General features: G+C 52.7%; 14 protein-coding genes. 1 reads left to right on the top strand and 13 read right to left on the bottom strand.

The features are described from left to right. Positions 1 to 19: 19 nt before the first annotated feature. The 13 genes from MKX42_RS07800 to MKX42_RS07740 form a co-directional block, all read right to left on the bottom strand. Positions 20 to 1,696 (bottom strand): nickel ABC transporter substrate-binding protein, encoded by a 1,677-nt coding sequence (locus MKX42_RS07800; protein ID WP_340752005.1) that lies wholly within the window; start codon positions 1,694 to 1,696, stop codon positions 20 to 22. After that, positions 1,693 to 2,520, bottom strand: coding sequence for an ATP-binding cassette domain-containing protein (locus MKX42_RS07795; protein WP_340752004.1), 828 nt, complete (start codon positions 2,518 to 2,520; stop codon positions 1,693 to 1,695). The genes MKX42_RS07800 and MKX42_RS07795 overlap by 4 nt, the downstream gene beginning before the upstream one ends. Before the next feature lie 41 nt (positions 2,521 to 2,561). Next, positions 2,562 to 3,347, bottom strand: a complete 786-nt coding sequence (locus MKX42_RS07790) for an ABC transporter ATP-binding protein (protein WP_340752003.1) — start codon at positions 3,345 to 3,347, stop codon at positions 2,562 to 2,564. Beyond that, positions 3,348 to 4,187 carry a nickel transporter permease gene (nikC, locus tag MKX42_RS07785; RefSeq protein ID WP_340752002.1) on the bottom strand — a complete coding sequence of 280 codons (840 nt, stop codon included), beginning with the start codon at positions 4,185 to 4,187 and terminating at the stop codon, positions 3,348 to 3,350. A gap of 23 nt (positions 4,188 to 4,210) precedes the next feature. Next, positions 4,211 to 5,155 (bottom strand): nickel ABC transporter permease, encoded by a 945-nt coding sequence (gene nikB, locus MKX42_RS07780; protein ID WP_340752001.1) that lies wholly within the window; start codon positions 5,153 to 5,155, stop codon positions 4,211 to 4,213. 149 nt (positions 5,156 to 5,304) lie between these two features. After that, on the bottom strand, positions 5,305 to 6,141 hold the full coding sequence (locus MKX42_RS07775) for an aldo/keto reductase (RefSeq protein ID WP_340752000.1): 837 nt from the start codon (positions 6,139 to 6,141) through the stop codon (positions 5,305 to 5,307). Between the two features lie 188 nt (positions 6,142 to 6,329). Beyond that, on the bottom strand, positions 6,330 to 6,788 hold the full coding sequence (locus tag MKX42_RS07770) for a cupin domain-containing protein (protein WP_076083140.1): 459 nt from the start codon (positions 6,786 to 6,788) through the stop codon (positions 6,330 to 6,332). Between the two features lie 145 nt (positions 6,789 to 6,933). Further along, positions 6,934 to 7,869, bottom strand: coding sequence for an SPFH domain-containing protein (locus MKX42_RS07765; protein WP_083685599.1), 936 nt, complete (start codon positions 7,867 to 7,869; stop codon positions 6,934 to 6,936). Then, positions 7,869 to 8,303 (bottom strand): NfeD family protein, encoded by a 435-nt coding sequence (locus MKX42_RS07760; RefSeq protein ID WP_036694816.1) that lies wholly within the window; start codon positions 8,301 to 8,303, stop codon positions 7,869 to 7,871. Before MKX42_RS07760 ends, MKX42_RS07765 begins: the two co-directional genes overlap by 1 nt. Before the next feature lie 877 nt (positions 8,304 to 9,180). Next, positions 9,181 to 11,115 (bottom strand): glycosyl hydrolase family 18 protein, encoded by a 1,935-nt coding sequence (locus MKX42_RS07755; protein WP_340751999.1) that lies wholly within the window; start codon positions 11,113 to 11,115, stop codon positions 9,181 to 9,183. A gap of 582 nt (positions 11,116 to 11,697) precedes the next feature. Further along, complete coding sequence (locus MKX42_RS07750; protein ID WP_036726063.1) at positions 11,698 to 12,339, bottom strand: XTP/dITP diphosphatase; 642 nt, start codon at positions 12,337 to 12,339, stop codon at positions 11,698 to 11,700. A gap of 1 nt (position 12,340) precedes the next feature. Continuing rightward, positions 12,341 to 13,099 (bottom strand): ribonuclease PH, encoded by a 759-nt coding sequence (gene rph / locus MKX42_RS07745; RefSeq protein WP_340751998.1) that lies wholly within the window; start codon positions 13,097 to 13,099, stop codon positions 12,341 to 12,343. A gap of 192 nt (positions 13,100 to 13,291) precedes the next feature. After that, the gene (locus MKX42_RS07740; RefSeq protein WP_340751997.1) at positions 13,292 to 14,413 is read right to left on the bottom strand and encodes a GerMN domain-containing protein; all 1,122 of its coding nucleotides are present in this window, start codon (positions 14,411 to 14,413) and stop codon (positions 13,292 to 13,294) included. Between the two features lie 196 nt (positions 14,414 to 14,609). Between MKX42_RS07740 and MKX42_RS07735 the strand changes: the two genes are divergently transcribed. After that, positions 14,610 to 15,209, top strand: a complete 600-nt coding sequence (locus MKX42_RS07735) for a phosphatidylglycerophosphatase A family protein (protein WP_339250719.1) — start codon at positions 14,610 to 14,612, stop codon at positions 15,207 to 15,209. Positions 15,210 to 15,223: the final 14 nt, after the last annotated feature.

The raw sequence follows: 15,223 nt of genomic DNA, 5'->3' as shown, positions 1-15,223 counted from the left end.
TGGCAAGTACTGTATCCTATCATTTACTGTCTACATCCAGCTGGTTCCAAAAGACAGGGGTGAACGTGGTGTACCCCGGCTTAAATCCGGTCACTCTATGATTTACAGCCAATATGTCATCAGGGAAATACACAGCTGCAAACATTGCTTCCTTATACATACTTAAAAATATGGAATCATAAGCACTCTGACGTTCCTGAAGATCCATGGCTCCGACTGCGGTATCAATCTGTGCTTCCAGCTCCGCATCAGACCATACCACAGCAGAGGCTTCAGCTGACCGGTGGAACAGGGACAACAGGAATGAATGAGGGTTATAGGCATCATCATAGGTCCGGTACAGGATGAGATCGTAGGCTTTGCTTGTCCATAAGGCATCATAATAGGCATTCGGCTCCAGCACCTGAAGATTTACCGCAATGCCAATCTCCTTAAGCTCCGATTGAATCAGCTCACTGATGGTCTTCCATTCAGGATATTCCGCCTGCTGAAGTACGAAATTGAATTCAAGCGGGTTTCCGTCCTTCTCGGCAATCCCATCTCCGTCCGAATCCTTATAGCCGGCAGCTGCCAGCAGTTGCTTCGCTTCCCCGGGATCGAAGCCGTACCATGTGTTATTTGACTCTGTGACATAAGGAACAGTCAACGGGAATAGCCCTTTTGCCTCCTGTCCAATACCGTTCATGAGATCGGTCACAATGCTTTTTTTGTTCATCGCCAAATTAATTGCTTTGCGGACATTCAGGTCTTGCAGAGCAGGTGTATTATAATTAAAAATCATGAAATGCGAGCTTGTTCCTGGTGATTTTTGCAGAGTTAGTGATGCATCTGCTTCGATCACGGGTACACTTTCGACTGGAAGCTTCCCCATTTGTCCCCCGGCAATATCTACATCCCCGCTTTGCAGCGCCAGTACTCTGGACTGTGGATCAGGAATGACCTTCATAATAATTTTGGACAGCTTCGGCATGTCTCCCCAATAATTAGGATTGCTGACCAGTATGGCTTCCTGATCCGTCTTATAGCTCTCTGCCATCCAAGGACCAGTTCCAATCGCCCGGACGAATGTACCGTTAATATCACCTGCCGGCTCCACTGCGGTGGGGCTGATAATCCGTACCGGTCTTGCAAAGGATAGCTCGGTCAAAAAAGGATAATAGGCTTTGTTGAATGTCATAGTAATAGTATGCTTGTCTACGACCTCAAGAGATTCCAAGGCGGTAGCTACATTCAGCGAATTGGCCGGATCTTTAACCCAGCGTTCGAAGGAGAACTTGACTGCATCCGCATTAAATTCCGTACCGTCCGAGAATTTGACACCCTGACGAAGATGGAAGGTATAGACCTTCCCATCCTCAGAGATGTCCCATGACTCCGCAAGCGAAGGCAGGATTTCGCCCTTCTCGCCGTACTCCACTAATCCGTCATATATCATCGCATGTACATTCATCGAACCCTCATAGGCCCCGGCGTCCAGCCGGTCAAGACCGGTATCAGCCGCTATGGCAACAGTAATCACCTTGTCCCCGGAGTCAGAGGCTTGTACCGTTCCATTGCCTGCAGCAGAATTGGAATGAGTTGATGAATTGATTCTGTTATCCGAACTACTGCAACCTGACATTCCTATAATTAGCACAAGAAGCAGGAAGAATAGCGACGTTGTTAATACACTTTTTGACTTTGAGCTGGCTCTCATTCTCTGTACTCCTTTTCTCTATCTTTTCTCCTTAAGCGGGGGTCTTGCACCGGTACCGAGGAGAGCAATCTTCTTGTATACGGGTGGTCTGCCTGCTGCATGATATGCGCACCTGATTGCTTCTCCACAATTCCCCCTTGATACATAACCGCCACACTGTCGCAAAAACGGTTCACGACCGACAAGTCATGTGTAATGAACACGTAGGATAATCCCAGCTCACGCTTCAACTCCTGCAACAGATCCATCATCTGCTTGCGCAGGGTGACATCTAGACTGGAGAACGGTTCATCACAGATGATCAGCTCCGGGCGCAGTGCAATAGCTCTGGCAATTCCGACCCTTTGCTGCTGGCCGCCGCTGAGTTCATGCGGATAGCTATGAATGTGCTTCTGCTCAAGTCCAACAAGCTCAAGCGTGTCAGCTACCAGAATTCTCCGCGCGCCGGCCTTCCTCTCCCCGTAGTTCCGCAGAGGCTCTCCGATAATTTGCTCTACTGTGAACAGTGGATTAAAGGAAGCCAGACTGTTCTGGAACACCATCTGCATCCTGCTGCGGATCTTACGCATCTCGCTGAAGCTCCAGTCTGTATAATCCGCACTTCGGTACAGCACTCTACCAGAGGAGGGTTTCTCCAGTCCCAGCAAGAGTCTGGCTAAGGTACTCTTCCCGCAGCCGCTTTCACCCACCAGTCCAAGGGTTTCTCCGCTCTCCAGACTGAAGGACAGATTCTTCACGGCATGCACACTCCTGATATCAGATGTGAACCACCCCCTTTTCATTCCATACTTCTTATTCAGGCTTACCGCCTCCAGCAGCTTCATGGATCACCACCTCCCCCTTAGAACATATAATTCTATAGTTGTTATCTGCACTCCATTAAGTACTTAGTGTAGGAATGCATTGGACGTGTAAAGATGTCAAAGACATTTCCTGATTCCACAATCCTTCCGGATTTCATCACATATACATAATCCGCAAGCTCGGCGACAACGCCGAGATCATGCGTAATAAGCAGGATGCCCATCCGATTCGCCCATCTGATCCGGTCCAGCTCCGTAAGTATCTGTGCCTGGATGGTTACATCCAGAGCCGTTGTAGGTTCATCTGCAATAAGTAAGCTTGTCCCGGAAGCCAGCGCGATAGCGATCATAACCCGTTGGCACATCCCGCCGCTAATTTGAAAAGGATATTTATTGAATAGCTGCGCCGGATCGTTAAGGCCCGCTTGCTGCATTTGCTGCATGGCCAGCTGCTTGGCTTCTTGTCTAGTGACTTGCCGGTGCATGGTAATCGTCTCCATAATCTGCCTTCCAACCGGAAGCACCGGGTTCAGCGCGTTCATGGGATCTTGAAAAATAACCGCCATTTCTGTTCCCCGGAGCTTCCTTAGCTGGCGGGTAGAGCACTCCCGGAGGTTGTGGCCGCGAAGCCAGATCTCTCCGCTGTCAATGCAGCCTGGAGGATCTACCAGTCCGAGAATAGACATCGCCGTAACACTTTTCCCGCTGCCGCTCTCGCCAACCAGAGCAACAATCTGCCCGGACCTCACTTCGAGACTGACATCCGCTACAGCCCTGACTTGCTGACTTCCGGTATGGAAGCTGGTCGATAAGTGACTAACCTTCAGCAGGGTGGATTCATTGTTCATTTACCGGACACTCACCTCCCGGGTATCGTAATCACGCGCTGAGCTGCGCAAGCCTTCCCCCAACAGATTGAAGCCCAGAACTGCCAGCAGGATGGCCATTCCCGGGAAGAGCATGAGCCGCGGCTCAGTCTGAATATAAGCCCGGCTGTCGTTCAGCATCATCCCCCATTCCGGTGTAGGCGGCTGGGCTCCCAGACCAAGGAAGGACAAGCCCGCAATCGAGAGCATAATTGTACCGGTCTCCATAGAAGCCAGAACCAGAATGGGGCGCGCCGCAACCGGCAGGATATGCCTGAGCACAATTTGCAAATGGGAAGTACCCGACGCTGTGGCGGCTGCGATATATCCGCCTTCCTTGCTCTGAAGCACCAGGCTGCGGATCACTCTGGCATATCCCGTCCACCAGACGGCTGCAAAGGCGATTAACAGATTCTTCATACTGGCACCCAACATGGCTGTAATTGCGAGCGATAGAATTAAGCTGGGAAAAGCAAGTAAGATATCGATGATCCGCATAATCAATTGATCAATCTTGCCGCCAGCGTAACCAGCCAGTAAACCAACGGGGATGCTGATGGCAAAAACTACAGTCAAAACGGCAAATGAATAGTAAAGCGTGGTTCTTGTCCCATAGATTAAACGGGATAGCACACAGCGCCCCAGATGATCCGTACCCAGCGGATAATCCCAGGAAGGCATGCTCAGCTTATGCTCCATGTGAATCTGCAGCGGGTCAGAGGGGGTGAGCCAGGGGGCAAAGAGTCCGGCGCCAATGAACAAAAAAATAATCCCTGCCCCCAGCTTCGCTCCGGTATTCTTAAATAAGCTACTTCGAAACATAATACCTTACTCCTTTTACAGCGTCACCGCAGCCTGATTCGCGGGTCCAGCATCAGATGCAGTGCATCTACTGCCAGGTTAATCAGAACAACGACGACAGCCATCCATAATACATAACCCTGAATAACAATATAGTCTTTTGCAAAAATCGCCTCAATCACATACTTTCCGATCCCCGGCCAGGAAAATATAGTCTCTACGACCACAGAACCGCCGAGAAGCCCTGCTATGTTAACCCCAAGTAAGGTAAGACTCGGAAGAAGTGCATTACGAAGCGCATGTCTGGTGATGACTCTCCATTCCTGCAGCCCCTTGGCCCTCGCCGCCTTGATGTAGAGCGTACCCAGAACCTCCAGCAGACTGGAACGAATCAAACGGATGTACACCCCCGCCATGCCAAACCCAAGTGTAAATGCAGGCAAAATGACACTGGAGACCCCATCCATTCCTGTTACAGGTAATAGCTTCAGCTTCACTGAAACATAATAAATCAGGAGCAGACCCAGCCAGTAGCCTGGCATGGATACGCTAAACAGAGCACATACTCTTCCCAGCCGGTCAAACCATTTCCCCGGATATAATGCAGAGCCTACACCCATAGGCAGAGCTATAAGAATAGCAGCCAATAAGGAACAGCCGCTCAATAGCGCAGTAGCCGGGAAACGATTCATCAGCTCTGTGAATACCGGACGATTGCTGCTGTAGGATATGCCCAAATCGAGGTGGAGCACACGGTACAACCAATGAACATACTGCATATATACAGGTCCATCCAGACCCAGTGCATGTCTGGTCGCCTCAATAGCTTCATATGTAGGCTTAATACCGTCAGCACGCAGCATAATCTCTGCAGGATCACCTGGGGTCAGGTGCATCAGCGCAAAGGTTATGACGGAGATGCCTAGCAGCACAGGAATGAGCTGCAATAAGCGTTGCAACAAAGTTCGTATAATGGCATTCAACTCCACTTATTTAATCGTAATAATTACGATTATAACATAAAAATTTTAAATGAATAGTCCTAAAAAAAATGCCACACTGCCGCCAAATGCAAAAAAGCAGCCCCCTTGAGGAGGCCGCTCTTTGCATCTACAGCTTATAATGCTCTAACTGTAGCTTAGAAATTGAAATTATCCGGGTCCGGGCCGAAGCGGTGGTTCTGATTCAGCTCCTCGATGGCTTTAACATCCTCATCGCTGAGTGTGAAGTCGAAGAATCCGGCGTTCTCGATGATCCGCTCCGGATGGACCGACTTCGGAATGGTGATGACGCCCTGCTGCAGATCCCAGCGCAGAACAATCTGTGCAACTGTCTTGCCGTACCGCTCTGCCAGTTCCTTGAGCAGCGGCAGATCCAGATTACCCTGCATAAGCGGACTCCAGGCTTCCAGCTGGATATCATGCTCCCTTGCATACTTCAGTAATTCACGCTGGGTCAGCAGCGGATGGAATTCCACCTGGTCCACCACCGGCACCACGCCGCTGTCCTCGATGATATCCTCCAGATGATGCGGCTGGAAGTTGCTCACCCCGATGGATTTGACCAGCCCTTCCTTTTGCAGATGGATCAGCGCTTTCCAGGTTTCTTTATATTTGCCGGCCACCGGCCAGTGAATCAAGTACAAATCTACCTGCTCCAGACCCAGCTTCTTGCGGCTGACTTCAAAGGCCTTCAATGTCGATTCATACCCCTGATCCGGGTTGCGGACCTTGGTGGTAATAAACAGCTCTTCCCGGGGGACTCCGCATTCACGGATCGCCTGCCCCACACCCTCTTCATTGTTATAGCCGGCAGCCGTATCAATACTGCGATACCCCGTCTCCACCGCAGACTTCACCGCGCGGATAACCTCATCGCCATCCTTGGTCTGCCATACGCCAAGACCCAGCCACGGCATAGTTACTCCATCGTTCAAGGTAGGCCCGCCTGTAAATGGTGCGTTCATTTCACTCATATGGATACCCTCCAAGCCTAATTTGAATTCAACAAGCTTCCTTAACCGTATTACCGCTCTCATAATCATCCAATTGCGAAATCCGTTCCCGTTCTAGCGAATAGGTTGCCAAATCGTGAAGATTGTATGCCTCTTTGCACAAAAATGGAGCACAGCCCCTTCCCGGCCGTACTCCATTACATACCTGCTTATTTCTTGTCAATCAGCTTGAAATCGTCAAAGTGGAACTCCGGCGATACGATGCAGGAGACGAGTGCCGGTTCTTCACCCAGCGGGCGGGCGGCCTGCCATACGCCTGGAGGAATCACTACCTGCGGCTGCTGGCCCGCAGCGATATCCAGACCCAGGATAACCTCCGTTACGTTCTCCGGCTCTGCGCCGTTGCCTCCCAGACTAAGCACGATCGGGCTGCCGGAATGATACAGCCAGATTTCGGAGGACAGCACAGTGTGCCAATCCGAACTCTCGTCAGCATGAAGCAGGAAATAAATCGATGAAGCTGACGCACGCGGGCCCGAATAAGCCTCGCCCAGCGTGTCCTGAGGAATCTCAAAGGGAGAATTCCACAGTCTCTTGTACCATCCGCCTTCCACGTGGGGCTGCAGCCCCAGGGTCTCTACGAGCGGGGAAATCTCTTTTTGCGTCACGGTATCTTCTCCTTCAAGTTCTGCACAGCGGCAAAACAGTCTTCATAAGCAAAGGCTTAAGAGGTACAAAAGTACCTGCTAAGCCTCGGCCTGATTGTGCTATTAACTGTAACGGAATCTTCAGCAATTGTAAATTGTCTTCCGCTTATTTGCCTTCTTTGCTGGCCTTGAATACTTCGGCAATTGCGCCCAGGCTGCCCAGCGTCTCCACCGCACTGGTTGGCAGGAATATCTTGTTCGCTGGTCCCTTAGAGATGTCAGTCAAGGCTTCAAAGGATTGATAAGCCAGCACTCTTTCATCCAGTCCTGCGCTGGCAATCATGGCAATCCGGGCCTTCTCCGCCATCGCCACTGCTTCGATCGCCTTGGCCTGGCCGAGGGCTTCCAGCTCCTGCGCCTGACCGAGACCTTCCGCCTGACGGATACGTGCTTCCTTATCCCCTTCAGCCTTCAGGATTTTACTCTGCTTATCCCCTTCGGCACGGAGGATCATATCCTGCTTGGCGGCTTCCGCCTCCAGGACAATCGCACGCTTGCTGCGTTCTGCCTTCATCTGTTTGTCCATGGCCTCCTGAATATCAAGCGGCGGCTTGATGTCGATCACTTCAACACGCTCAATGCGCACGCCCCACTTCTCTGTCGCTTCATCCAGCGCGAGACGGATGTCGGAGGAGATTTTTTCACGGCCGGACAAAGTTTCATCCAGCTCCAGCTTACCGATAATCTGACGCATGGTGGCTGTGGAGATATTCCGTACCCCATACACATAATCGGAGATTCCGTACGTTGCTTCTTCCGGACCCACTACCTGATAGAAGATAATCGTATCGATCTGCACCTGTACGTTATCCTTCGTGATTACCGTCTGCGGCGGTACATTCGCCTGTTGAATCCGCAGGTCATGATAGACCCGCACCTGATCAATGACCGGAATGAGAATATTCAGACCTGGTGTGAGCAGCCGGTGGAATTTACCCAGACGCTCTACAACCCCAACTCTTTGCTGCGGGACAATCTTGATCGTCATTGCGATAAATACTACGACAACAACAATAATAATTCCGATAATTATCAATTCCATTAGTACATATCCCCCCATCGTTCTACTTCAATAATGGTAGTGCTTCTTCTTACTACAATTACCTGCTGACCCTTACCCAGTGCCACTGTTGAGGTTGCACTCCATGTATCGCCGCCAATCTTGACCTGCCCGTAACGGCCAGGCTCAATCGGTTCAACGACCAGACCTTGCCTGCCGATAATCTCGGTACCCGTATCCTTGAAGCCCCGCGCATTGCGCAACCGCTCAGACAATGGCTTGGTGAAGAACGTCAGGGCCAGAGCTAACAGCGAACCCGCTACGACCTGCAGCAGCCATGCATCCGGCAGCACAAGCGCAACCAGTCCGGCAGCCAAGGCTCCCAGGCTAAGCCATAACAAATAGAATGTAAACGTAAACATCTCTACAACAAACAAGACGCCAGCGGCAATCAACCACAATACCCACATACTCATTGGTGAACCCACCACCTTCCGCTATATACTACTATAACGAAATAATCGGCATCACGTTTCACAAAATTTTTGGAGGCCGGGACAGCCGTCTGTCTGTTCATTATATTTCAGCCTGTGGAAGCTTATGAACCTTAAGCGGGATACAGGACGGCTAAATTGTATTTAAACATAAATATATCCAATCGAAGCGCAAAAAACTCACTGATTCAATTTCCGTACCGCGAAATCCTGCTTCCAAAACCTCCAAGGCACGGAATGTGCTATAAATACGGTGCCAGCCACCATGCCGGGGCAGGAATCTGAGATTCTGCGGGGAGTGGTCGGTGAGGGGCTTGACGGGTGGGAGAATAGTTTCGGCTGAATGACCCGGTATTATTGTCCAGCGTAATTGTTCAATGGTCGTTGCGACAACTTGAAGTACTTATCTGTTCGGTTTCGAGCGCAGCGGATGAAGCAAGTGGATATTGTACATCTAATTCGGGGTCATTGTGGCACATATAGAAAATAGTTGGAAAAACAACACTTAACCAGTCCTTTTTCCCGTGAATCGAGAGAGTACGGCGGATTAACTGTTCTTTTTCCAACTGCTTCCTTCAAGGACAGCGTTTCAGCGAAATTAAATGCCTTTTTTCCAACTGTGTCCGCTCACTATTCATAATAGCAAGCAGACTAAACAAACAGGTTCGCTTGTAGCAACGTATCATTCTAAAAAGCACTAAAAAACGGTGCCAGCTTAAAGTCGGCACCGTTCCTTCTTCTATACTTAGGCATACTCATGCCCTATCGCTGGATTCCTACGGATGAACGTTATCGCTGTATCACCCTATAGTCAGCTTCTTCCTAGTCCTCCTCCTGAAGGGCGCTGTCCGCTCCGCCTTTAGTTCAGCTTCCAGAGCGCAGGAGTGACATTCGGCTCCCAGCCGGCTAGTGAGGTATGCGCCTGCAAGCAGGTGTAGGATTGCCCGCTGTAAGTTACGATACTGCCGACACTATAAGCAGTGCCTGCTTTCCAGGCAGCAGCGCCTGGGGTAGCTGAAGGCGCTGGTGTCACTGCCGGCGTAGACGTTGGCGCTACTGTCGGCGTAGCCGAAGGGCTTACTGTCGGGAGTGGCGTAGCTGTCGGCTGCGGAGTAGCGTTACCGCAGGTACCGGTCACCCGCCACACCCCGAAGGCACCGCTGAGATCCGGCCGGTCTCCCTGCGTCCACCACTGGGCCTGATAGATCAGCCCGCCATAGGAGACTTGCTGACCCTGTGTGTAGACAGCGGTGGAACTCCACGCGGCAGCCGTGCATTGACCTGGTGTGGCCGTCGGTGCCACTGTTGCCGTAGGTGTTGCTGACGGCTTCACTGTCGCGGTCGGCGTGGCGGATGGCTTCACCGTTGCTGTCGGTGCGACTGTTGCTGTTGGCGTGGCCGATGGCTGTACCGTCGCGGTCGGCACCGGCGTAGCTGTTGGTGTCACCACCCCGCCGCCCAGCTCTGAACTGAGCTTGGTCTGCAGCGTCTTGTTGCGGTCTCCGCTGGTCTCCCAGAACATGGCCCCGGCGAGGCCTTTGCTCTTGAGATAGCTGGCCTTGTACCCGATGGATTCGGTATCATCATAGCTGATGAAGGTCTGGTTGGACGGGTTGTAGAGATAAGGGACCTTGGAGGTGTTGTTCCAGTAGCGGGTGTACCCGTTCTTATTGATATAATTGGCTTCCAGATCACTGAAATCGTAGTTGCCCTTCTCCCAGGTTCCGGTCTGGGAGATCCCGGCAGACACCTGATATTGCCCGTTGCCCGCAGCAGGGGCACCTCCCCAGCCACGGCCGTAGAACGGCATGCCGAGCACCAGCTTATTAGCCGGTACGCCTGCACTCAGATAGCTGGTCACCGCCTTGTCGATGTTATAGTTTGCCGGCTCAGTCAACCCTGATGAAGCGGCTGCCGGATCATAATACAGCGGCGCATTGTGACCGGTAGTGGGATTCCAGCTGCCGTTGAAGTCATAGGTCATAATGTTGATCCAGTCCACCACAGAAGCGATTCCGCTGAGATTGTTATTCTGGATGTAAGTGGGACCTGCACCCGAGGCAATGGTCAGGAGATACGTTTTGCCGTCGGCAGCCCCGGCTGCATTCAGCTTTTCCCGGATCTTTTGGAGCAGCAGGATGTAGTTCTGCTTATCCTCAGGGCGGTAGCTATTGCCCGCAAGCCCGCCGCTGACCGGGTACTCCCAGTCCAAATCGACACCGTCCATCTTGTATTTGCGGATGAAATCCACGGAGGAGCTCGCGAACACCTCACGGGTTGCCGCTGTGGCAGCTACATCCGAGAAGCGGTTGGACCAGGTCCAGCCCCCGACAGAGATCATCGTCTTCAGATTCGGATTCTTCTCCTTCAGCTTCCAGAGCTGCTTCAGATTCCCTTTGATCGGGTCATCCCATTTGTCATCGCCAAAGCTTTTCTGGGCATCGATCCAGGGATCGCCCAGCACTACGGTGCCATTGGGCACGCTGATCGCCTGCCCCTGCTCGTTCTGGCAGGACCAGGTGACCGGATTCGGCCCGGTCGGGTCGGGATTGCCGTGTATTCCGTTCCAGCAGATGTCGGCAAAGGCATAGTTGATGACATTCATTTTGCCGGGATCGATATCCGTTACATTATAAGCCCGCCCGTAGGCGGCCCATGAAGCATAGTAGCCGACAATCTTGTAGTCACCTGCTGCCTGAACAGTTCTGCTATTTGCACCAAAAGCCGAAAAAAGAGTAAGGAAAAGGACTGCCGCCAAGCCAAGCACAAAGGATTTGCTTTTGATAAAGGCCATTTCGTGATTACCTCCCCGGTTCAATGCGTAACCTGTAAGCCTGCTTCATGGACATCCATGCGCCTCTGCCATCAAGGATATTAAGTGACCGTTCTTCCCTTGCTGCGAATGAGAAAGCTCAGCGTTCACCTCCCGGACCCGATTGGCCTTGACCTTCACCCTGTAAAACTATTAAATTCCTGGCAGTGTGACTGGTAGACTAGGGAAATACAGCCAAGTGGAAACGGCTTCGCCGTCCTTTTAAAGGACGGTACCGTTTCAGCGAGAAATAGAAGGATAATGATTAGCGTGAAACATATACATTCTTATATTTTCAAAAAAAGCGCAGTTCAGCAGCATACGGATCACTCGCTCCGCTACGGCCTACGTTGTTGTTTGGTACAGGGCAGGGTGGGTGGATTGCGGCGATTTGCGGAAGGATGCAGGATCTGCGAAGGGGTGAAGTCAACTCTTATTCTCATACAAAGCCGGAGGATATGCTAGGGATAAATTTCCATAATCAGGGGGGATTATTATCTAAAAAAAACAGAAGCAGCCCCGAGCATATTCTGCTTACGGGCTGCTTCCAAGATTCCAACTCTTCTATTTACCGCCGCTCTGCGCAGCAGCAAGCTTCTCGGTCAGACGCCGCAGCGCCGTCCCGCGGTGGCTGATCGACTGCTTCTCCTCAAGCGTCAGCTCAGCCATCGTCTTCTCGTATTCCGGGAGATAGAACAGCGGGTCATAACCGAAACCGCCGGCACCCGCAGGCTCCGAGGTAATCCAGCCTTCGACCGTACCCTCAGCCGTCCATTCCCGGCCGTCCGCCGGATCATAGAGCGACAGGGCACAGACGAACCGGGCAGGACTCAGCAGCGGCTGTCCGGTATCCTCACCCTGCTTCAGCCGCTCCAGCTCGCTCATCAGCTTCAGGTTATTCGCCTCATCATCCGCCGCCTCGCCGGCATAACGGGCCGAGTATACGCCGGGGCTTCCGTCCAGCGCCTCTACACAGAGACCGGAATCGTCTGCCAGCACCGGCAGTCCAAGAGCGTCCCCTACAGCGCGGGATTTCTTGAAGGCATTCTCGGCAAAAGTGGCCCCGTCCTCGACCACATCCGGCAGATCCGGGTAGTCATACATGCTTTTGACCGTAAGTCCCAAGGGAGCAAAGGCATGCTGGAACTCCCGCACCTTGCCTTTGTTCTTCGTCGCGACAATCAGAATTCCGCTGCCGGACTTCATCCTACACCTCTTGACCGGGCTGGCCGACAGGGATTTTGAGCGCGATGGCGCCGAGGACTTCTTTTTGCACAGCGATCAGCTCATAGATCCCCTTCTCTCCGAGACCCAGCAGCTGGTCCAGCTCCTGGCGGGTGAACGGGCGCTCTTCGCCCGTGCCCTGAACCTCAACGAAAGCGCCGCTGCCCGTCATGACCACATTCATATCCACCTTCGCCTTGGAATCCTCTTCATAATTCAGGTCGAGCAGCGTCTTGTCGCCAACGACACCCACACTAATGGCTGCCAGGTAGTCTGTAATCGGGAAGACCGTCAGCTTATTCTGGAGGGCAAGCTTGTTCATGGCAAAGGCCATCGCTACAAAAGCACCCGTGATCGAAGCCGTCCGCGTTCCCCCGTCTGCCTGAATTACATCGCAGTCCAGCGTAATACTGCGTTCGCCGAGCGCCTGCAAATTCACCACCGAACGCAGGGCCCGTCCGATCAGGCGCTGGATTTCCATGGTCCGCCCGGTCAGCTTGCCGCGCGCGGCTTCACGCTGGTTGCGGGTCTGGGTCGCGCGGGGAAGCATCGAATATTCGGCGGTTACCCAGCCCTTGCCTTGTCCCTTCAGAAACGGCGGGACCTTCTCATCCACGGTTGCCGTACAGATGACCTTGGTATCTCCCATCTCAATGATGACGGAGCCTTCTGCATATTTGTTGGTCTGGGTCGTTATCGTTATTGGCCGGAGCTGATCTTCGTTGCGTCCGTTTGATCTCATCTTTTCTGCCTCCTGCATCGTATAGCGCAAAGTTTGGGTATACATTCATCCGTATCTTATACGCAGAAACGGGGGCCGCCCCCTATGGAAGAGAACGGCACCGCTGCTCCTGACCCGTTATTCGGATGAACAATACTTTATTCTATCAAAGAGTAGGCACAAAAGCATCTTTTTAAGCCGGGAGGACCCGCTCTAAAGCGGCAGCTCGTTCACATATTCCGGCGCGGAGACCGGCTGTCCGTAATCGACGTTATTGGTGCCCGTAACGGTATCCTTGCCGTTCAGGCGGATCTGCACCAGCGAATCATCTGTATTCTGGGCCACCGTCAGCACAACCGACTCCAGCATCTCCTCGGGAATGCTTGTGCTGCCATCGAACATATCATCGGTCAGCGATACGGTGACCACTCCGTTCTGCCCTGCTTTTACAGAATCAACTGCCGTTCCCTGCGTCATGACCATCTCCAGACCGTTCTCGGACTGCGGTCCGGCAATCAGCTCGCTCAGAGCCGCCTTCACCGTATCCCCGCCAGCGGGTACAAAGCGGGTAACCGGAACATAATACTGGTGGCCCCCATCCGGTGAAGCTGCTGCGAAATAGACCGTGACTGCGCTGGAATTCATCATCAGTGCGTTATGCTTCGGCAGGTTAATGCCCATCGTACGGGCCAGCGGGCGGTCCAGCGGTGTGCCTTGCAGCGGCATTTCAGTCAGCTCTTTGCCATCAACCCAGAGCTGTACTCCCTTGATGTCATCCTGCCCGGTCAGCGTCCAGGTCAGCGCCTCTAGGATCTTGCGTTCATCCGCAGGATCGTAGTCGTTAAACGCCGAGTTGAATTCAACAATTGCAACATGATCCTGGCCGACAGATACACTGTTCACTTTCGTCCCTGCGGGCAGTACGCCCTGGAAGCCCTTAGGCAGTGCAGAGGCGTAAGCCCCCTTGCTGACCAGTGCCGTGAGGGAATTCTTCAGCATGACCGTATCCTCGCTTTTCGGAAAAGACAGAGCCACCGGAGCCAGCAGACCGTTCTGATCCTCCAGATACACAGTAGTCCGCTCACCGGCTACAGCGGGTGCTCCGGTATCCTTCATCCCGGCGGACAGATCCGTCTCATCCAGGGAGGCCGGTCCGAATACACCGGTATCCAGCGTATCTTCCCCGCTCACTTGCAGCATTTGCGCTTCTACGGCGGCGGGAGGCGGGTCCACAGCAGCGGATTCTGAACCGAACAGACTGCAGCCGGAGAGCACAAGCGGAACGGCCAGCAGGCAAGCCGCAGACGCCCCGCGGAGGTGTTTCACAGGTTTCATCAATCTTCATTACCCCTTTCTAGCGCTAAGATCAGTTTGTACTGCTATGTATACGAGCCCCGTGTCCAAAAAATAACAACAGCTTATCCTAAATTACAGATGTTCTATTCCGGACGTTTCTGGACATCGGTCTGCCGCTTGCGTACAATTTAGTACATACCCAAATCACACCCGACTCACGAATGGAGGACTTCCTATGACTGATGCCAAAATTCCTTACAGCCTCAACAGCAAAGCCGTTGCCGAAGCGACCCGGTACTGGCTGCACAAGCGAGGAGTCACCCTGGAGGAGATTGCCGAGCTTGTCATGATGCTGCAGAAGAAATACTATCCGGGCCTGACCATGGAGGAATGTATTCATAACGTTGAGATGGTACTCAGCAAGCGTGAGGTGCAGAATGCGGTGCTAACCGGCATTCAGCTCGATGTACTGGCGGAGGAGGGCAAGCTGTTCTCACCGCTCCAGGATATGATTGAGAATGATGAAGGATTGTACGGGGTAGACGAGATACTCGCCTTCTCGATCGTTAATGTATATGGCAGTATCGGCTTCACTAACTATGGTTATGTGGACAAGCTCAAGCCGGGTGTACTGGAGAGGCTGAATGACAAAACCACCGGCCAGATCCATACCTATCTGGATGATATCGTCGGTGCAGTAGCCGCAGCGGCCAGTAGCCGGATCGCCCACCGCAAGCAGGCGGAACGCGAGGAGGAGCTGGGCCTGCCCCATGCCCCGGAGGACGCGGAAGAGGCTGCACGGCGCAGCCGGCTGGAGGAGACGTTGCCGGAATAAGACGGGAGCTATTA

The organism is Paenibacillus sp. FSL R7-0204, assembly GCF_038002225.1.
GTDB lineage: Bacteria > Bacillota > Bacilli > Paenibacillales > Paenibacillaceae > Paenibacillus_AQ.
Note: the sequence above shows the minus strand (reverse complement) of the source record. Positions and strands in the feature narration are given on the sequence as shown.

Bases quoted from the DNA above. Each gene is read 5' to 3' on its own strand.
- nikC (WP_340752002.1), bottom strand. From the start codon at position 4,187: ATGTTTCGAAGTAGCTTATTTAAGAATACCGGAGCGAAGCTGGGGGCA.
- MKX42_RS07735 (WP_339250719.1), top strand. From the start codon at position 14,610: ATGACTGATGCCAAAATTCCTTACAGCCTCAACAGCAAAGCCGTTGCC.
- MKX42_RS07750 (WP_036726063.1), bottom strand. From the start codon at position 12,339: ATGAAGTCCGGCAGCGGAATTCTGATTGTCGCGACGAAGAACAAAGGC.
- MKX42_RS07760 (WP_036694816.1), bottom strand. From the start codon at position 8,303: ATGAGTATGTGGGTATTGTGGTTGATTGCCGCTGGCGTCTTGTTTGTT.
- MKX42_RS07800 (WP_340752005.1), bottom strand. From the start codon at position 1,696: ATGAGAGCCAGCTCAAAGTCAAAAAGTGTATTAACAACGTCGCTATTC.
- rph (WP_340751998.1), bottom strand. From the start codon at position 13,099: ATGAGATCAAACGGACGCAACGAAGATCAGCTCCGGCCAATAACGATA.
- MKX42_RS07795 (WP_340752004.1), bottom strand. From the start codon at position 2,520: ATGAAGCTGCTGGAGGCGGTAAGCCTGAATAAGAAGTATGGAATGAAA.
- MKX42_RS07765 (WP_083685599.1), bottom strand. From the start codon at position 7,869: ATGGAATTGATAATTATCGGAATTATTATTGTTGTTGTCGTAGTATTT.
- MKX42_RS07775 (WP_340752000.1), bottom strand. From the start codon at position 6,141: ATGAGTGAAATGAACGCACCATTTACAGGCGGGCCTACCTTGAACGAT.
- MKX42_RS07740 (WP_340751997.1), bottom strand. From the start codon at position 14,413: ATGAAACCTGTGAAACACCTCCGCGGGGCGTCTGCGGCTTGCCTGCTG.
- MKX42_RS07790 (WP_340752003.1), bottom strand. From the start codon at position 3,347: ATGAACAATGAATCCACCCTGCTGAAGGTTAGTCACTTATCGACCAGC.
- MKX42_RS07755 (WP_340751999.1), bottom strand. From the start codon at position 11,115: ATGGCCTTTATCAAAAGCAAATCCTTTGTGCTTGGCTTGGCGGCAGTC.